Source organism: Streptomyces sp. NPDC043854 (genome assembly GCF_056436005.1).
Window position 1 is genome coordinate 1 of the sequence record NZ_JBWKDK010000088.1, and the last position, 18,370, is coordinate 18,370.

An 18,370-nucleotide genomic window follows, 5' to 3' on the forward strand; every position below is an offset into this window, starting at 1 on the left:
GGGTGTGGGGGGGTGGGTGTGGTGTTCTTCCATCCAGAAGAGCAAGAAGAACGGGGGGGGCGTGGGCCCCCCCCCCCCCTCCCTCCGGGGGGGGGGGCCCCCGCCGCCGTGCCGGTCCCCGCGGGAGCCAGTCCTCGGTCCTCAGTCCTCGGAGCCGGCGGCCGGATCGGGGGACCCGCTCAGGGGCGCCGCCGCGGTCTCGAGGACGCCGGTGTCGAGGACGGCGGTCTCCCCGGGCTCGGGCGTCTGCTCCGGCTTCTTCCTCGGCGTGGGTCCGAAGCGGGTGACCTCGGCTCGGATCATGGCGTTCAGGGCGGCGTACGGATCGATGGGCATGCCGGAAACCTCACGGTGTTCGGGGGTGTGGGGGGTTGCACGCTGCTCTCGGCCCGCTCAGCAGCGCAGCACCACACTCCGCACCGCCCGCACGGACAGCGCCGGTTCGGCCGCCTCGTACGGGGCGGTGCGCTGCGGCCCCGTGGGCGGTTTCACGTGAAACACCGGCTGCGGCAGCTCCCGCGCACCGGGCAGTCCGCGCACGGACGGCCGTATGGCGGCCCGTACCTCGGGATCCGACGCCGGGTCCGACTCCCGCTCGGCCGGAGCACCCGGCCCGCCCGGCAGACCGGAGGGGAACTGTTGGACCGCATGTACCCCGCCGGCCGCCGGTACGGCGGCAGGACCGGACGCGAACAGGCACAGCAGTGCGACACAGGCCGCCGCAAGGGCCCTGGCCACCGCCGTCCGTGCATGCCGTGTCCCGGTCATGGCAGGGATGTGCCCCGACACGCCGGCACCTCCCCACCCCGGCCGCAGAAAGCCCCCGACCGGGGGACGAAGTGACCCCACTCGGCGTCACGCCCGGCCGGCGGCCCGGAGCCGGGAGCGCTGCCGCCGGGCTCAGCGGGTGCGCCGCTGACCGGTGAGCCGGGCCAGCACGATGGTTTCACCGCTGACCAGTCGCAGCTGGGCCCGCCCGGGCCGCTGTCTCCGCCAGGTCACCCCGGCGGGCGAGACCAGGTCCACGGTGAAGACAGCGGTACGGCTGTCGGCGCGCGGGATCTCGACGGTCAGGCCCCGCCGCAGCTCGGCGAGGCGAACGTCGGGCGCGATGACCACGGCCGTCCCGGCCGAACCGGGCATTGCACTGTCGGTGTCCCAGAGCGCGACCGTCGCCGAATCCTTCCCCGGCACCGCTCGCGCCGGCGCCTCTGCCCCTGCCTCGGCCTCTGTCTCTGCCGCGGCCCCGTCCGCCGTGACGTCGCCGAGGCCGGGGCCGCCGGGGGTCAGCAGCAGGTCCACCCCCAGGCTGGGGATCTGGAGCCGCAGCGGCGGCGCGGGGCGCAGCGGGGTGATGGCGACGGCCCGGGAGGGCCGGGACCCCTTGTCCGAGGTGCGCGGGTGGCGGGCCTGGTCCAGTTGCTCTACGAGCCGCCGGTGCCCGGACAGGCCCAGCACCCGCGAGGGCAGCGCGTCGGCGGAGCCGGCCGCCGCCGGCCGCGCCCCCTCGGTGCTGCGCAGCAGCCCTATGCCGGTGCCCAGCAGAACCGCTGTCAGCACGCCGGCCACCCACTTGCCGCGGGGCATGGATTGTCCTCCCGGTCCGATGCACCGGCTCCGGCGGCCGGTTCTCCTGAGAGCAGTGGACTCTTTCCCTGCCCACGGATACCGGTGACAACGCCGAGGGGTGACGCCCCGTCACCACTGTGACACCCCCGACGTACCTGCGTTGTCCCAGTTGACGGCGGGTGCGCGGGGCGTTCCCGCCGGCCCGGACACGTACGCCCGAACGGGCTAGCGGGCGTGGCGAAGGGAGGACCCGCCCGGGTTCCCCGGCACGGCCTCGGCCATCCGCCGCAATTCCACGAGGGCCGTTCGGCCCCCGCCCGCGCCGGACAGCCGCCCGATCCGCCGGTTCAACCGCGGCAGCCCCTTCGCGACAGCAGCTTCAGCGGACGTGCCCGGGCGTGGAGGTTCAGGCTCCCGGCCCGCCCTGCGGGCGCGTCAGGCCACCACGAACGCCACCGCCGCCACCCCCATGAGGGTGGCGGCGAGGTGGACGGCCGGGTGGCCGTGGTCGCCGTACCAGAGCTGGCGGACCAGGCCGCCGAGGGCGGCCAGGGTCGTGATGACGGCGATCTGGGCGAGCAGGGTGACGGTGGTGAAGGGGGCCGGCAGCAGGACGGCGGAGTTGAGCCAGAACGGGACCGCTCCCGTCCAGCCCCGCCAGCGGCGGGGCGCCGACTGCGTCGGCGTCTGCGTCCGCGTCTGCCGTTGCGCCTGCGCCGGTGGCTGCGTGCGTGCCTGGGCCTGCATGCGTGCCTGTTGCGTCGGTGCCTGCGCCTGCGTGCGCGCCTGTGTCCGTGCCTGCGCCTGCGTTCGTGCCTGCATGGATCACCGGCCCCTCATCGTCAACTCGCCGACGCAACAGCCTCCTTGGGGGCGGCGGCGGGGACAAGTGCCCGTTCGGCAAGAAAACCGAAGGCCAGGCCGAAAGTCGTCCACATCGCGGCCTGGATGGCCAGGGTCGCGAGGCGGAACTGCCAGACCAGCGTGCCCGGGAAGTCGGCCGGGACCTCGTCGACGGCGGGGAGGAACGCGTACGAGACCGCGACCGCCGCGACGAACGCCAGGGAGGCGACGACCGAGGCGTTCCAGTTGCCGAGACCGGGTGCCAGGCGGCGGCCCAGGATCAGCGCGCCCGCGCCGAGCAGCACGCTCAGCGCGATCATCAGCAGGAACAGCACGGTCCTGCTCGTGGCGGTGTCGGGGTCGCCGACGGCCGGCGGGTTGGAGGGGTACTTGAGGAAGGGGACCAGGACGACGGTGACGAACAGGCCGCCGGCGACCAGCGCCGCCGTGCTCTTCGGGCCGAAGCGGCCGATGCGGCCCAGGGCGTAGCAGAAGACGAGGGCGGCGATGCCGCCGAACGCGACGCCGTACAGGAGGGTGCCGGTGCCGAGTCCGGCCGTGGCCTGGAGGGCGCGGCTGACCGGGGCCTCTTCGGCGTGGTCGTGGCCGCCTGCGGCCGCCTCCTCCAGGGCGATGGCCGCGTCGACGCGGGACTCGCCGATGAGGTAGGCGACGAGGAAGGCGGCCACGCCCGCGAGCAGGCCGGCCAGCATGCCGCGCACCAGCAGGGCGCGGGGGGAGATGGAGTTCATGGACTTCCCTTGTTCAGTTGACCGGTTGACCGGTTGACCGGCTGGTCAGTGGCAGGGGAAGCCGAGCAGGTGGCGGCCGTCGTGCATCCACTCGTGGATGGTCTCGCCCTCGAACAGCGCGGTGGCGCCCTGCTCGACGCCGACGAGGTAGAGCAGGGCGAGCATCAGGACACCCGAGAAGAGGGCCCAGGGGGCGAGCGAGGAGAGGGAAATCGGGGCGACGGCGGCAGGAGCCGTCGTGGGCACGGCGGTGTCGGCCATGTCTGTACCTCCAGGGGGAACACGCGTCCCGGTCAGTGGTGCTCGCAACGACGGCGCGGGTCTGACTCCCCTCCCCTGCGGGAGGTTTCACAGTGGCGCGACCGTGCCGGGATCTCACCGGACTTCCGTCGGACCGTCGTCTTGTTTGGTTGTCGTCCGAGACGGTACCCCGCTTATGCTCCCTTTATGAAGAGCGGCGTCATACGAGTTCAGTTCGTTACAAGGCCGTTCGACGTATCCGCGCGGCAGGCGCGTTTCGGCCACGGGGAGCCCTGCCCCGGTCACGACGGCCTGCGCGGCCCGGACACCGGGCAGTGGGCCGGCCGCACCCTCGACGAGGTCGCCGCCGAGGACCCCGACGGCATCCGGCGCTGGCTGACCGACCCCGCGTACGCACCGCCCGGGGGCGGGGAGTCCCTCGCCGCGCTGGTCGCCCGGGTCGGCGCCGCTCTGGTAGGCCTGCCCGCGGGCACGCACCGCCCCGTGGTCGAGCAGGCCGTCGTACGGGCGGCCGTGGTGCACGCCCTGGAACTGCCGCTCCCGGCCTTCTGGCGGCTCGACGTACGGCCCGACACCGTCACCACCCTCACCGGCCGGGCCGGTCGCTGGAACCTCCTCCTCGGCCAGAGCGCCCAGAACGAACCGGGCTGATCGGGTCAACCGGGCGATCAGAACAACAACCCCGGCAACCCCGTCTGACGGCACGGGCGTCAGGCGACGATCCAGTCGCTCGTCGCGATCACCGGCCGGACGCCGTCGCGGTGGACGGTGCCCTCGATCAGGCCGTACATCCGGTCTGCCGCGAAGTAGATCTCGTTGTCGTTCTTGAGGCCGAAGGGCTCCAGGTCCACGAGGAAGTGGTGCTTGTTCGGCAGGTTCAGCCGCACCTCGTTGACCCGCGGGCAGTTGTCGAGCACCCGCTCGGCCATCTGGTTCAGGGTCTGCTGGAGCGAGTACGAGTAGGTTTCGGCGAAGGCCTCCAGCAGGTGTTTGCGGACCTTCTTGTAGGACCGGTCCCAGTCGTGCCCGGGGTCGTCGGAGGCCAGCGCCGAGTGCGCCCAGCGCGCGGTGACCTTGGTCGCCAGGATGCGGTCGTACGCCTCCCGGAGCGTCGTGTACTTGTCCTTGATGTAGCCGTGGAACTCGGAGTTCGTCGAGTTCATCACGGTCAGCTCCTTCAGGCCCGAGATGACCTTCAGACCCGAGGACTCGCCGTACGTGATCTGCGCGGTGCGCACCTCCTGGCCCTTGCGGACGAAGGAGTGCTGCTCCTTGCGCGTGGGTACGGGGATGCGCTCCCACGCGAACTCCTCGATCCGGATCTGCGCCTCGCGGATCGGCGTCTGCGAGGAGACGAAGTGCTTGGCGAGCAGGATGCCGAAGGCCTCCGGCGACTCGATGCCGTGCTCCTTGCCGAAGGCGTAGACCGTGTTCTTGGTGGTGTCGGTCGGCAGGCAGTTGGCGTTGTCGCCGGTCAGGTGGACGTCGCGGAACTCGCCGCGCAGCGCCACCGAGACGTTGAGGTCGCGGATCTCGTGCCAGGAGCCGTCGCTGCCCTTGCGGGTGACCTTGACGATGCGGTTCTCGGCCTTGCCGTACTGGTTCTGGGCCAGGACGTGCTTGCTCATGGTGCCTTCCTTCGGGTCCTCGGGAACACGGAGTCCGGTGGTCTGGAGTCCGTACGCCCGGCGTCCAGCGCCCGCCCGCACACCCTGGACGTCCGCTCCCCGCCGTCCGGTCCCGTGGGACCGCCCCGGGACTGACGTGCATCCCGGTCCGTACCGCTGATCGGATTGCACCACGCCCTGCGTCCGGATCTCCCCGTACGGATCATCCGAATCCGGGCGCCCCGGGCTTGGGCGACCGCACAGCAGCCGGGCCGGGCGGCGGCGGCCGGGCGGGGCTGCACCGGTCGGGCGGCACCGGGCCGGGCGGCACCCGGGTCAGCCGGTCGTGTGCGCGTCCGCGACCGACAGGGCCCCGTCGAGGATCTCCAGGCCCCTGGCCACGTCCTGCGGGGCGATGTTGCAGGGCGGCGCGATGTGGATGCGGTTCCCGGCGGTCAGCGGCCACAGTCCGCCCTTCTTGCAGGCTGCCGCGAACTCGGCCATCGGCGCGTTGTCGGCGCCCGCGGCGTTGTACGGGACGAGCGGCTCGCGGGTCTCCCGGTCCCGTACGAGCTCCAGGGCCCAGAAGGTGCCCAGGCCCCGGACCTCCCCGACCGACGGGTGCCGCTCGGCGAGGGCGCGCAGGCCAGGACCGAGCAGTTCCGCGCCGGTGCGGGCGGACTGCGCGACGATGCCCTCCTCCTCCATCACGTTGATCGTCGCGACGGCCGCGGCGCAGGCCAGGACGTGCCCGGAGTACGTCAGCCCGCCCGGGTAGGGCCGCCGGGCGAAGGTGTCGGCGATGGCCCCGGAGATGGCGACGCCGCCGAGGGGGACGTAGCCGCTGTTCACGCCCTTGGCGAAGCAGAGCAGGTCGGGGGTGACGTCCCAGTGCTCGGCGGCGAACCACTTCCCCGTCCGCCCGAAGCCCACCATGACCTCGTCGAGGATGAAGACGATGCCGTGGCGGTCGCAGAGCTCGCGCACGCCCGCCAGATAGCCCTCCGGGTGCACGAGCACGCCCGGCGCGCCCCCGACCGTCTCCAGGACGATCGCGGCGACGGAGGCCGGCCCCTCGAAGACCACCGTGTCCTCCAGATGGCGCAGGGCGCGCTCGCACTCCTCGGCCCCGGAGGCGGACCAGAACGGCGAGCGGTAGGCGAACGGCCCCCAGAAGTGCACGACGCCCGCGGTCGCGCTGTCGTTGCCGAACCGCCGGGCGTCGCCGGTCAGGTTGATCGCGGCGGCGGTGGCGCCGTGGTACGAGCGGTACGCGGACAGCACCTTGGGCCGGCCGGTGTGCAGCCGGGCCATGCGCACCGCGTTCTCGACGGCCTCGGCGCCGCCGTTGGTGAAGAACACCTTGTCCAGGTCGCCGGGGGTGCGCTCGGCGATGAGCCGGGCGGCTTCGGAGCGCACGTCGACGGCGAAGCCGGGCGCGAGGGTGCACAGGCGGGCCGCCTGCTCCTGGATCGCGGCGACGACCTTGGGGTGCTGGTAGCCGATGTTGGTGTAGACGAGGGCGCTGGAGAAGTCGAGGTAGCGGTTGCCCTCGTAGTCCCGGAAGTAGGAGCCCTCGGCCCCGGCGACGGCCAGCGGGTCGATGAGCTCCTGCGCGGACCAGGAGTGGAAGACGTGCTTGCGGTCGGCGTCCTTGACGGCGGCGCGGGCTTCGGCGCGGGCTTCGGCGGCGGCTTCTGCGTCGATGGGGTGCATGGCGTGCGGGTCCTTACCTGTCGCGTGACGAAACCTGTCTTCCATCATACGGAAGTATGGTCGGGCGGGAGCAGCGCTGCCACCAGCCGGTCCCGCGGCCCGCCGGCCGGGGGCGCCTGCTCGCGCAGGCCGAGTGCGGCCGGGACGGCCGGCGGACGCCGTCCTCCGCTCTCCGCGCCCGGCGGTCCGGGCTCCTCCTGCCGGAGCCCGCTCGATCCGCGAAATCACCGGCGGACAAACCGTGGTGAGCGGTTACGGTCACCCATGGCACGACGGACGGACGGCCGCAGATATCGACACGAGGGATGTGACCGGTGAGCGAAATGGAAGCCCTGGCCGGGAGTTTCGAGGAGCACCGCCCCCAGCTGCGGGCCGTGGCCTACCGGATGCTGGGGTCGATCGGCGAGAGCGAGGACGCCGTCCAGGAGGCCTGGCTCAGGCTGAGCCGGTCCGACACCACCGCCGTGGACAATCTCGGCGGCTGGCTGACCACCGTCGTCGGCCGCATCTGCCTGGACATGCTGCGCCGGCGCACGACACGGCGCGAGGAGCCCCTGTACGGCGACGACGGGCAGGTCCGCCTCCCCGACCCGGTCGTCACCGGCCTGGCCGGCATCGATCCCGAGAACGAGGTCCTCGTGGCGGACTCGGTCGGCATCGCCCTGCTGGTCGTCCTGGAGACCCTCTCCCCCGCGGAGCGGCTGGCGTTCGTCCTGCACGACCTGTTCGCCGTGCCGTTCGACGAGATCGCCCCCCTCCTCGGGCGTACGGCCGCCAGTACGCGGCAGCTCGCCAGCCGGGCCCGGCGCCGCGTCCAGGGGGCCGCGCCGGATCAGGACAACAACCTGGAGCGCACCCGGGAGATCGTCGACGCCTTCCTCGCCGCCTCCCGCGGCGGCGACCTCGGCGCGCTCCTCGACCTCCTCGACCCGGAGATCGTGGCCCGCTCCGACGGCGGCGCGCTGCGCCCGAGCCTGGTCCGCCGGGGCGCTCGGGACGTGGCCTCGCAGGCGATCGCGTTCGCCAGGTTCGCGGAAGCCGCCCAGCCGGTCCTGGTCAACGGCTTCCCCGGGGTGTTCTCCCGGTCGTCGGACGGCAGCCCGCTGTCCCTCATGGCGTTCACCGTCCGCGGCGGCCGGATCACGGCGCTGGACATCCTCACCGACCCGGACCGCCTCGCCGCCCTCGCCACCGGCTCTCTGCCCGCCTGACCGCCCCGGGCCGCCGGCCGGGCATTCGCCGAGGCATCGCCGCCGGGCCGCCGTCGGCGCCTCGGCCCCGGCACATGCCGGGGCCGAGGGGCGGGTGCCCGGATGCGCCCGCCCCTCGGCCCTCATGTGTCTGCACCGGCCGGGGCTACTGCTCCCATTCGACGGCGGTCACCGTGTCGTTGAACTTGGCCGGCTCCTCCAGCTTCTCGCCCGCCTTGAGGGTGCGCGGGCCGCCCGCGCCGATCAGCCGTGCGTCCATGTCGGTGAGGTTGACCCACGACGACACGTTCTTCGACATGCTGCCCCCCTCGGGGAGGGGCAGCAGGCTGAGGTCCACGGGATAGCCGGCCCCGATCCCGTACCCCGGGCCCTGGCAGTTGTAGTCGCGATACAGGCCCAGGGTCTTGGGCGGGCAGGGTGCGCCCTCGGGCTTGATCTCGACCACGCCCTGGGGCAGTTGCCTGGCAGCGCTCATCGCGTGCTCCTTCTCCGGCGCCGCCGGCTGTTCCGGCGGGCTCGCGGCACCCACCTTTGCCGGAGGGGCCGGTACGCGGCGCGCTCGCCACGGGCCTGATCGTTTCTGCGGTGTGCCCGGCCACCCGGGTGGATCAGTGCAGTGCCGATGACGCCGGGAAGTGAGGACCTGGTGAGGGTCGGGGTGGCGTCGTGCGCCGCGGGGAACCGGAACTCCCGTCACCGGCGTCTGCGGAGGGGGCTGTTCCGATCGACGGTTCGCCGAGGCGGTAAGGCTCGAGGAGAACTCTCCGGATCGACCGCGCACATGACGCCGCGTCGCGGTGTGCCGTACGTCCGGCGGCTCACCGGAACGACCCGTAGATGTGCCCCCGGGCGGATGCATGTTCTATGTTGCACAGGCAAAACACGGGGGAGGCGACGGGCGGCGGATGGCACGCGATTACGACAGTCAGCTGCTGGAATCGGTGGCGGTACGCCGCCGCAGGATGCGGGACGCGCTGCTCTTCGGTGCGCAGCGGGCGCGGCGCACGGCCGACGAGCGGCTCGGGAAGATGTTCGCGGGGATCGCCATCGCGGCCGTCCTGTGCGCCGGTTGTGTCGGATGGTCCTTCATCCAGGCCACGCTGGCCAAGCAGAAGGCCGAGCAGCAGAAGCAGCAGCAACAGCAGCAGAGCCAGTTCCCGACGCAGACGCAGACGCAGCCCCCGAAGGCGCCCGGCCCCGCCAAGTCCCCGGGCCCGGCCAAGCCGTCCGGCGCGGCGAAGACACCCGGCCAACCCGGCCAATCGGCATCGGCCCAGCCCGCGAAACCGGCCAAGCCCCCTGCGCAGTCCTCGCCCGCGACGAAGTCGCCCAAGCCGACGCAGCCGTAGAAGCACGGCCCGAAAGGTCAGAACGCCGCGATGATAGGTTCCCCCAAGTGGTGAGCACAGCAACGACTTCCCGGGCGCAACTGAGCCGGGTGACCCTGGTCGGCGAACGCCGCCGGGCTGACGTGGTCCTGCCGTCCGACACGCCGATCGGGCAACTGCTCCCCGACGTCCTGCTGCTGCTCGACGACCGTGCCGCCTCCCGTCCGCTGACACGTCAGCTGATGACGTCGGACGGCTCCGCGCTGCCGCACGACAGCACGCTGGCGTCGGCCGGCATAGCCGACGGCGCCGTCCTGCGGCTCGTCAGGACACACTCGGCGCCGCCCGCACCCGTCGTCCACGACGTCACCGACCTGGTGGCCGACGACCTCGACCTCCGGGCCTGGCGCTGGCGTCCCGCCGCCCGCAGGGCCAGCGCCGGCGTCGCGACCGTCGCCTTCGCCGTGACCGCCGCGCTGCTCGCCCGGCGCGAGTTCGGCCTCGACACGCTGGCCGGGTCCCTGCTGGCCGTCGCGCTCGTCCTGCTCGCGGCCGGGGCGCTCGTCGCCCGGATCGGGCAGGGCAACCAGGGCCTGGCCACCGTGCTCCTGCTGGCCTCCGGCACCCTGTCCGTCCTCGCCGCGTGGACCGCCGCCGACGCCTACCACTGGTCGGGCATCGTCCGGTTCGCCGCCGCCGCCGGCTCGCTGACCCTGACGCTGGTCCTGCTCGGGTACTTCTCCCCGCTCGGCCGCGGCGGGCTCATCGGCGCCATGGCCGTCGCCGGCGTCACCGTCCTGTGGGGGGCCGTGGCCGCCGTCCAGGACGATCCGGCCCGGCTCGGCGCCGTCATGGCGCTGCTCTCCGTGGTGCTGCTCGGACTGCTGCCGCGGCTCGCGCTGATGGCCTCGGGGCTCACCTCGCTCGACGACCGCCGCTCCGGCGGAGCCTCGGTCAGCCGCCACGAGGTCGGCAACGCCCTCGCCGCCACCCACCGCGGCCTCGCCCTCGCGACCATCGCCATCGCGGCCTCGGCCGCCGCCGGCGGATGGCTGCTCACCCTGGCCGCGAAGCCCAGCGCGTGGACCGTGGCGCTGGCCGCGCTCCTCGCCGTGGTGCTCCTGTCGCGGGCCCGGGCCTTCCCGCTGGTCGCCGAGGTCGTGGCGCTGCTCGCCGCCGCGGGCGTCCTCGTCGTACGCCTCCTCGTGCTGTGGATCCAGCACGGCGGCGGCGCCGGGGCACTGGCCGTGCTGTGCGTGGCCGCGCTGCTGCCGATGCTCGCGCTGGCGGTCCAGCCGCCCGAGCACGTGCAGGTGCGGCTGCGGCGCATGGCGGACCTCGTCGAGTCCGTCGGCATGGTGGGGCTCTTCCCGCTGGCCGTCGGGGTGTTCGGCGTGTACGGGCAACTGCTCGACAAGTTCTGAGTCAAGGCGCAGGCCGGGCGCCGCTCCGGGCGGGGCAGCAGGTCGGAAGAAGAGGGGCAGGGGCAGACATGCCGAACGGAGACAACTGGCAGGGCGACGTCCTGCGCGACCTGAGGTCGGCCGCGGCCGCCGCGCCACAGGGCCGGGACGCGGCCCCCGGGGCCACCGCGGCCCAGCAGCCCGGCCCGCAGCAAGGCCACCACCCGCAGGCCGCCGCCCAGGGCCGGGCACCGGGGCCCGGCCACCCGCAGCAGGCCGCCCCGGGCGCCCCGCAGCAGGGCCACCCCCAGGCGGCCCAGGCTCCCGGCCACCCGCAGCCCGCGCAGAGCGAAGCCCCCGGCTACGGCTATCCGCAGGCTCCGGGTCAGGGCGAAGCCGGCTACGGCTATCCGCAGGCTCCGGGTCAGGGCGAAGCCGGCTACGGCTACCCGCAGGCCCCGCTCCAGGGCGAAGCCGCCGGCTACGCGCAGGCCGCCCAGGGCCAGGCTGCCGGTTACGGCTACCCCCAGGCGGGCCCGGCTCAGGGCGGCCAGGCCCACGCCCAGCACCAGCCCGCGGCCCAGGCAGCCCATGCCCAGCCCGAGGCGTACGCGCAGCCCCTGCACCAGCCCTCCCCCCGGCAGCCCGCCCCCGCCCAGGGTTCAACGCCCGGCCAGGGCGCCCAGGCGTACACCCAGCACCAGCCCGCGGTCCAGGGAAGCCCCGCCCAGCCCTACGCCCCGGCCCAGCCCGAGGCGTACGCGCAGCCCCAGGCCGCGTTCCCCCAGCCCGCCCCCGCCCACGGCGCAGTCCCCGCCCACGCCGCAGTCCCCGCCCACGCCGCAGTCCCCGCCCACGGCGCGGCCCCGTCCCACGGCGGCGCGCCGGCACACGACGCAGCCCCCGCCCACGCCGCCGCCCCCCGCCAGGGTGCCGCCGCCCGGACGCCCGATTCGCGGCCCGTGGTCGACAAGAGCGTGGTCGGCGCCTACAAGGGGGCCCGCCGGGGCGAGCCGTTCGCGACCCGCGCCGCCCGCACCCTCTGGCGAACCGTTTCCTCATCCGCCTCCCGCGAGGTCGCCGACGCCACCCGCACCGCCGAGCTGCTCCAGCAGCCCGTGACGACCGGCCGCCAGATCGCCGTCACCTCCATCCGGGGCGGCGCCGGCAAGTCCACCGTCGCCGCCCTCCTCGGCACCACGTACGCCCACTACCGACAGGACCCCGTCCTCTTCGTCGAGGCCGACCCCGCCCTCGGCTCCCTCCCCATCCGGCTCGGCGCCGAGACGCTCCGCTGGACCACCGGCGACGTCGCCGACATCATCGAACCGCAGATGTCGCTCCTCGACGTCACCGGCTACCTGGTCCAGCTCCGCGACAACGCCTGGCTGCTGCCCGGCAGCCAGGGCCAGATCGGCGCCATGCTGGACCTCCGGTCCTACGAGCGGGCCATGGTCGCGCTGCGCCGCTACTTCGGCGTGACCGTCGTCGACTGCGAGACCCTGCCCGCCGAGGTGGCCCGCGTCGCGCTCTCCGCCTCCCAGGCCCGCGTCCTGGCCACCCCCGCCGCCCTCGACGGCATCGCCAGCACCCACGCCGTCCTCCAGTGGATGCAGGGCCTGCCCCCGCACCTGATCGCCGGCACCGTCGTCGTCATCACCGAGCAGTCCCCGCACTCGGGCATCGACCTCGGCGAAGCCGCACGCACCCTCGGCTCGACCGGGGCGACCGTCCACGTCCTGCCGTACGACCGCCACCTGGCGAGCGGCGGCGTCATCCGCACCGAACTGCTCGCCGAGTCGACCCGGACGATCGCCACCCGGCTCGCCGCGGACGTCTTCCAGCTCTCCCAGAAGCGCCACTGACGATGAGTACCCGACTGATCCACCGCCCGGCCCGGACCATCAAGCCGCCGGCCGCCACCGAGGCCCGGACCATCGAGGCCCCGCCCAACCTCCCCGAGGGCAAGGCGGGCAACATCGCCATGTCGCTGCTGCCCGTGGCCGGCGTCATGTCCTCGGTCGTGATGATGACCGTGGTCCGCAACAGCCAGTTCGCCGCGCTCGGCGCGCTGATCCTCGTCGTCACGGTCGCCGGCTCCCTCGTCATGGTCTTCTCGCAGCGCGGCAAGGCCCAGCGCACCCGCCGCACCCAGCGCGAGGCGTACCTCGCCTACCTGGAGGACCTGCGCGAGGAACTCGCCGGCGAGGAGCGCGAGCGGCGCGAGCGCGCCGACGTGCTCAACCCGCCGCCGCAGGCCCTGTACGACATCGTGCGCGACCCGGCCCGGCTGTGGGAGCGGCGCCGCGCCGACGGCGACTTCCTCCAGGTGCGCGTCGGCACCGGCGAGATGCCCGTACGGGACCTGAAGATCGGCCAGCAGGGCTCCTCCGTGCTGACCCCGCCGGACCAGTTCATGCTCAACGAGGCCTCGGCGCTGACCGCCCGCTTCCGCACCGGCACCGAGCTGCCGCTGACCGTCCCCCTCGACCGCGCCGGCAACATCAGCGTCATCGGCCCCCGCGAGGACTGCCTGCGCGTCGCCCGCGCCCTGCTCGTGCAGACCGCCGCCCTGCACGCCCCCGACGACGTCGCCGTCGCCCTCGCCGCGCCCGGCGACCGGATCGCCGACTGGGACTGGGCCAAGTGGATGCCCCACCTGCTCGACTCCGGGACCTTCGACGGACCCGTCGCCGCCCGCCGGATCGCCCCGTCCACCGCCCAGCTCGCCCGCCTGCTGGGGCCCGAGCTGAACCGCCGCGCCTCGTACGCGGCCGAGGTGCGCCGCGGCCTGGCCGGCACGGACGCGCTGACCATGAACTCCCGGCTGCTCGTCGTCGCCGACGGGCACGGCGAGGACGCCGTCGAACTGCCCCTCCCCGACGAGGCGGTCGGCCTGCGCGGCATGGGCGTCACCGTCCTGCACCTGCTCGAGCAGCGGATCCAGGAGCCCGGCCACGTCGGCGTACGCATCACCGTCGACGGCGCGCAGGTCCTCCTCGAGGACCTGCGCCAGGCCGAGCCGGTCAGCGCCCACGGCACCGTCGACGAGGTCGGCATCCCGTTCGCCGAAGGCCTGGCCCGGATGCTCGCCCCCTTGCGGCTGTCCGCCGAATCCCTCGCCGACGCCCCGCTGTCCGGGCCCGTCGACTTCGCCGACCTGCTCGGCATCGACGACGTGGCCCGCCTCGACCTCCCCCACCTGTGGGCACCGCGGGGCGAGCGCGCCTTCCTGCGGGTACCGATCGGCATCAGCGACTCCCGCGAGCCGGTCCTGCTCGACCTGAAGGAGTCCTCCGAGCTCGGCATGGGCCCGCACGGCCTGTGCGTCGGCGCCACCGGCTCCGGCAAGTCCGAGCTGCTGCGCACCCTCGTCCTCGCGCTGGTCGCGACCCACCCGCCGGAGGACCTCGCCCTGGTCCTCGTCGACTACAAGGGCGGTGCCACCTTCGCGCCGTTCGCGGACCTGCCGCACGTCGCCGGCGTCATCACCAACCTGGAGAACCAGGCCGGACTCGTCGAACGCGTCCACGCCTCCCTCGCCGGCGAGGTCAAGCGCCGCCAGCAGGTCCTCAAGAACGCCGGCAACGTCGCCGACATCGGCGACTACGCGGCGCTGCGCGCCGACCGCCGACCCGACCTGGAACCCCTGCCGCACCTGTTCGTCGTCATCGACGAGTTCGGCGAACTCCTCACCGCCAAGCCCGACTTCATCGACCTCTTCCTGTCGATCGGCCGGATCGGCCGCTCCATCGGCGTGCACCTGCTGCTGTCCAGCCAGCGCATCGAGGGCGGCAAGCTCAAGGGCCTGGACACCTACCTGTCCTACCGGCTGGGCCTGCGCACCTTCTCCGCCGACGAGTCCCGCACCGTCCTCGACACCACGGACGCCTTCCACCTGCCGCCGCTGCCCGGCTTCGGCTACCTCAAGGTCGACACCAGCCACTACGAGCGCTTCAAGGCGAGCTACGTCTCCGGCGCCTACCGGGGCCCCGTCCGCCGCGAGGAGGACGAGGACACCGGGCCGCTGGCCCTGGAGTACGAGGCCTTCAACACCCTCGCCGAGCCCGAGAACCAGGCCGCCCCGGAGTCGAGCGGCCGGCGCCGCGAGAGCGGGCCCACCGAACTGGGCGTCATCGTCGGCCAGCTGGAGCACGCCGCCGCCCCCGTCCGCCGGATCTGGCTGCCGCCGCTGCCCACCGCGCTCCCGCTCGACGCCGTCGCCGGGCCGCTCGACGTCGGCCCGCGCGGCATGCAGCTCGCCAAGCGGCGCGGCCTGCTCGAGGTGCCGCTCGGCCTGATCGACGACCCGACGAAGCAGTGGCAGGGCGAGTGGTACCTGGACCTCACCGTCGCGGGCGGGCACGCCGCCGTCATCGGCGGCCCCCAGTCCGGCAAGACCACCCTGCTGCGCACCCTCGTCCTCTCCCTCGCCCTCACCCACACCCCGCAGGAGGTCGGCGTCTACGGCCTCGACCTGGTCGGCGGCGGCCTCCAGGCCCTGGCCGGCCTGCCGCACGTCGGCGGGATCGCCGGCCGCGCCGACCGCGAGCGCGCCGCCCGCACCGTCGAAGAGGTGCGGAACATGCTCGCGGTCCGCGAGGACGTCTTCCGCGACCACACCATCGACTCCGTCGAGCAGCTGCGCACCCTGCACGCGGCGGGCCGACTGCCCGAACTGGCCTCCGCCGAGATCGTCCTCGTCATCGACGGCTTCGGCGCGCTGCGCGACGACTTCGAGGAACTCGACGACGCCATCGTCGACATCCTCAAGCGCGGCGGCGGCTACGGCATCCACGTCGTCGCCGGCATGCTCCGCTGGAACGACGTCCGCATCGCCACCCAGTCCAACTTCGGCACCCGCGTGGAGCTGCGGCTCAACGACCCCAGCGAGTCCAGCATCGAGCGCAAGCTCGCCGAGACCCTCGCCCCCGACGAGCCCGGCCGGGTCCTGACCGACGGCAAGCTGTTCGCGCAGGTCGCCCTGCCGCGCGCCGACGGGCAGGCCGACGCCTCCGAGCTGGGCGCCGTACTGGAGCGCACGGCCCGTACCGTGCGCGCCACCTGGGGCGGCGAGACCGCCCAGCCGGTCCGGGTGCTGCCGCACCTCCTGGAGCCGCACGTACTGCCGGGGCCGGCCGCCGAGCCCCGGCGGGTGCCGATCGGCCTGGACCAGACGGCACTGGCCCCCGTCCTGCTCGACCTGTTCCACCACGACCAGCACCTGCTGGTCATGGGCGACAGCGAATGCGGCAAGACGAACCTGCTGAAGACGATCGCGGGCGGCCTCATCGAGCGGTACCGCGAGGACGAACTCGTCTTCGCGATCATGGACCCGCGGCGCAGCCTGCGCGGCGTGGTCCCGGAGGAGTTCAACGGCGGCTACGCCTACAACGCCAAGATGTGCGCCGGGCTGGCCGCGGGCATCGCCAACGAGCTGGAGCGGCGCCTGCCCGACGACAGCGCCCCGCTGGAGGACCTGGAGCCCGGCAGCTGGGGCGGCGGCCCGCGGATCGTGGTCCTCGTCGACGACTACGACGTGCTCACCACGGCCGGGCAGTCGCCGCTCGCCCCGTTCGTCCCGTACATCCCGTCGGCGGTCGACATCGGCCTGCACTTCGTCCTGACCCGGCGCGTCGCCGGCGCCTCCCGCGGCCTGTACGAGCCGCTGGTGCAGGGACTGCGCGAGTCGGGGGCCTCGGCGCTGGTGATGGCGGGCGACCGCGGCGAGGGGCAGCTGTTCCCCGGCGTGTACGCCGCCTTCCAGCCGCCGGGGCGCGGCGTACTGGTCCGCAGGGGCCAGCCGAACCGCCTGATCCAGACCGTGTGCACGCCCGAGTGACGGCGTACCGCCCGAGTAACGACGACCTGCGAAGGACCGTACGAACCCCATGACCAAGGACGTCATAGCCCTCACGCCGCGGATGCCGGACCCGTGGGCCGTGCTCGCGGGCCTGCTCTCCGGAGGGCCCGACAAGCTGGTGGACACCACGGGCGAAGGCGCGGTCGTCCAGCTCTGCGACGCGCAGGGCCGGCCGCTGGTCTCGGTCGAGGCGCCGCTGCTGGTGCAGGTCGAAGGCGAGGCCGAGCGGCTGCTTGGGGCGACCGCGCCGCCGGTCCCGTTCTGGTGGACGGAGGCCCGCGCCACCACCGGCGTCCCCGAGGCGGAGCGGCTCGCGGGCACCTTCGCGGCCCGCCTCGCCTCCCTGTCGGGCGGCACCGCCTGGCCGCCGGAGGCGGCCCGCTCGCTGGCCGTGGTGGCATCCGACGGGGTGAGCGTGGCGCCCACGCCGGCCGCGGCGCAGCCGGCGGTCGACGTCCTGACCGGCAATGTGGCCGTGGTCATCATGGACCGCCCGGTCGTCGCCATGACGGCCTGGCTCGCCGACGCCTTCCGGGCCTGCGCCGCGGCCGAGCGCGGCCTGCAGATCGTCACCCCGCCGGGGACGCTGCTCTCCCCGGCGGTGATGTCCACGATGCCGGGCTGGCCCTCGCGGTGGGTGGTGCAGGACGCGCAGGACGGCTACTACGACGGCCTCACGGGCGCGGTGCTGCGCTGGCAGGAGGGCATGTTCGCCACCGTGATCCCCGCGGACGCCACCGAGGACGACCCGCGGACGCCGGTGGCGGCCTCGTACCAGCAGGTGGCGGAGACGGGAGAGCGGCAGCTCGCCGTGACCTACCGCACGATCCACCCCGCGGACGAGCGGCTGGTCCTCGGCGGGTCCCTGGAGACGGTGTGGCGCGAGCTGACCGGCGGGCCCCCGGCCGGCTGGGGCACCGCCGAGCCGGCCAACCTGCCCTGGTCGCCGGGCCGGCTGACGGACGTGGCGTACGTGCGGGCCCCCGAGCCGACGTGGTTCGTGGTGGTCGGCAGCCCGGAGCGGCCCGGCATCGCCACGGTGAAGATCACCCGCACGAAGGCGGGCGTCGAGGAGGACGTCACGCTGGCGTTCGGCTACGGGGCGGACGAAGACGTCCCGCTGGAGTCCCTCCGGCGCATGGCCGAGGCACTGGTCACCCGCCACCGCCTGCAGTCGATGCTCGTACAGCTCCGCAAAGCCCGCCGTGACCTGCTGGTGCCGCCGCGCTTCGAGGGGCCGGGGGTGCCGCTGGCCTTCGTCCTGGGGGCGGAGGAGGTCCGGACGATGCCGGACGACCGCGCCGCCCGCACACCGTTGTCGGAACTCCCTGTCAGACTGGGCCCGAAGGCACGCCCGGCCTACTACTACCCGCTGCCGGGCGACCCGTCGGACCTGTCTGGCTGGTCGGACTTCGAACGCCTGGTCCGCCACCTGAAGGGCGAATGAGCCGGCCTGCCGGTTTGTCATACGTCCGTCACAGCTGCCGTGTTGGACGTTGCAGATGTGACGCCGATTGATAGAAGTAGGCATACTTTCGAATGAACTGATGGCCTGAACTGTTCGGGTATGCGTACGGGGGAGTGTGAGCGGTGAAGTTCGACATGGGGACTTCGGTCCTGACGAACCTGATGTCGAAGTCGCGGACGTCGAGTACGGATCTGGGGACGCTGATCCGGCTGCTGGTGAACGCGGCGCAGCCGTTGGAGGGCAAGTTCAACGGCCAGGGCAAGGTGGCGTTCGACTCGTTCAAGGTGCGGGCGGACGGGATCGCGAAGGAGCTGAACGCGTCGCTGGCGGCGATCCTGGGCGGTCAGTC

Annotated in this window: 16 protein-coding genes and 1 pseudogene; 8 read left to right on the forward strand and 9 right to left on the reverse strand. The window is 73.6% G+C overall.

Annotation, left to right across the window (positions count from 1 at the left end; genetic code table 11):
- Window positions 1–141 precede the first annotated feature (141 nt).
- The 6 genes from AC068A_RS35700 to AC068A_RS35725 form a co-directional block, all read right to left on the reverse strand.
- Complete coding sequence (locus AC068A_RS35700; protein WP_478590462.1) at window positions 142–336, reverse strand: hypothetical protein; 195 nt, start codon at window positions 334–336, stop codon at window positions 142–144.
- A gap of 57 nt (window positions 337–393) precedes the next feature.
- Complete coding sequence (locus tag AC068A_RS35705; protein ID WP_478590463.1) at window positions 394–738, reverse strand: hypothetical protein; 345 nt, start codon at window positions 736–738, stop codon at window positions 394–396.
- 162 nt (window positions 739–900) lie between these two features.
- Complete coding sequence (locus AC068A_RS35710; protein ID WP_478590464.1) at window positions 901–1,587, reverse strand: class F sortase; 687 nt, start codon at window positions 1,585–1,587, stop codon at window positions 901–903.
- A 417-nt stretch (window positions 1,588–2,004) separates the two neighbouring features.
- A complete protein-coding gene (locus AC068A_RS35715; protein WP_478590465.1) occupies window positions 2,005–2,316 on the reverse strand; it encodes a hypothetical protein in 312 nt (103 codons plus the stop codon).
- A 95-nt stretch (window positions 2,317–2,411) separates the two neighbouring features.
- Window positions 2,412–3,164 carry a CbtA family protein gene (locus AC068A_RS35720; protein WP_478590466.1) on the reverse strand — a complete coding sequence of 251 codons (753 nt, stop codon included), beginning with the start codon at window positions 3,162–3,164 and terminating at the stop codon, window positions 2,412–2,414.
- A gap of 45 nt (window positions 3,165–3,209) precedes the next feature.
- Entirely contained in the window at window positions 3,210–3,425 is a 216-nt protein-coding gene (locus AC068A_RS35725; RefSeq protein ID WP_478590467.1) for a CbtB domain-containing protein, read from the reverse strand.
- A gap of 186 nt (window positions 3,426–3,611) precedes the next feature.
- Here AC068A_RS35725 and AC068A_RS35730 point away from each other — a divergent pair, with 186 nt between their 5' ends.
- On the forward strand, window positions 3,612–4,076 hold the full coding sequence (locus tag AC068A_RS35730) for a histidine phosphatase family protein (protein ID WP_478590468.1): 465 nt from the start codon (window positions 3,612–3,614) through the stop codon (window positions 4,074–4,076).
- 59 nt (window positions 4,077–4,135) lie between these two features.
- On the opposite strand, the gene pucL is transcribed toward AC068A_RS35730, so the two are convergent.
- Window positions 4,136–5,053, reverse strand: a complete 918-nt coding sequence (pucL, locus tag AC068A_RS35735) for a factor-independent urate hydroxylase (RefSeq protein WP_478590469.1) — start codon at window positions 5,051–5,053, stop codon at window positions 4,136–4,138.
- A 315-nt stretch (window positions 5,054–5,368) separates the two neighbouring features.
- The gene (locus tag AC068A_RS35740; RefSeq protein ID WP_478590470.1) at window positions 5,369–6,748 is read right to left on the reverse strand and encodes an aminotransferase class III-fold pyridoxal phosphate-dependent enzyme; all 1,380 of its coding nucleotides are present in this window, start codon (window positions 6,746–6,748) and stop codon (window positions 5,369–5,371) included.
- Window positions 6,749–7,062: 314 nt separating this feature from the next.
- Here AC068A_RS35740 and AC068A_RS35745 point away from each other — a divergent pair, with 314 nt between their 5' ends.
- Window positions 7,063–7,959 (forward strand): sigma-70 family RNA polymerase sigma factor, encoded by an 897-nt coding sequence (locus AC068A_RS35745; RefSeq protein WP_478590471.1) that lies wholly within the window; start codon window positions 7,063–7,065, stop codon window positions 7,957–7,959.
- A gap of 145 nt (window positions 7,960–8,104) precedes the next feature.
- On the opposite strand, the gene AC068A_RS35750 is transcribed toward AC068A_RS35745, so the two are convergent.
- Complete coding sequence (locus tag AC068A_RS35750; RefSeq protein ID WP_478590472.1) at window positions 8,105–8,434, reverse strand: hypothetical protein; 330 nt, start codon at window positions 8,432–8,434, stop codon at window positions 8,105–8,107.
- Window positions 8,435–8,864: 430 nt separating this feature from the next.
- Here AC068A_RS35750 and AC068A_RS35755 point away from each other — a divergent pair.
- From AC068A_RS35755 to AC068A_RS35780, 6 genes and pseudogenes are all read left to right on the forward strand, one after another.
- Window positions 8,865–9,155: pseudogene (locus AC068A_RS35755) on the forward strand (hypothetical protein); the annotation flags it as partial.
- Window positions 9,156–9,355: 200 nt separating this feature from the next.
- Window positions 9,356–10,711 (forward strand): type VII secretion integral membrane protein EccD, encoded by a 1,356-nt coding sequence (eccD, locus tag AC068A_RS35760; RefSeq protein ID WP_478590473.1) that lies wholly within the window; start codon window positions 9,356–9,358, stop codon window positions 10,709–10,711.
- Between the two features lie 68 nt (window positions 10,712–10,779).
- Window positions 10,780–12,555, forward strand: a complete 1,776-nt coding sequence (locus tag AC068A_RS35765) for a MinD/ParA family ATP-binding protein (protein ID WP_478590474.1) — start codon at window positions 10,780–10,782, stop codon at window positions 12,553–12,555.
- A gap of 2 nt (window positions 12,556–12,557) precedes the next feature.
- Window positions 12,558–16,532 carry a type VII secretion protein EccCa gene (gene eccCa, locus AC068A_RS35770; RefSeq protein WP_478590475.1) on the forward strand — a complete coding sequence of 1,325 codons (3,975 nt, stop codon included), beginning with the start codon at window positions 12,558–12,560 and terminating at the stop codon, window positions 16,530–16,532.
- A gap of 49 nt (window positions 16,533–16,581) precedes the next feature.
- Window positions 16,582–18,000: a DUF6177 family protein gene (locus AC068A_RS35775; RefSeq protein WP_478590476.1), complete on the forward strand. Its 1,419-nt coding sequence runs from the start codon at window positions 16,582–16,584 to the stop codon at window positions 17,998–18,000.
- Window positions 18,001–18,143: 143 nt separating this feature from the next.
- A partial coding sequence (locus AC068A_RS35780) for a hypothetical protein (protein ID WP_478590477.1) occupies window positions 18,144–18,370 on the forward strand: 227 nt, incomplete at its 3' end.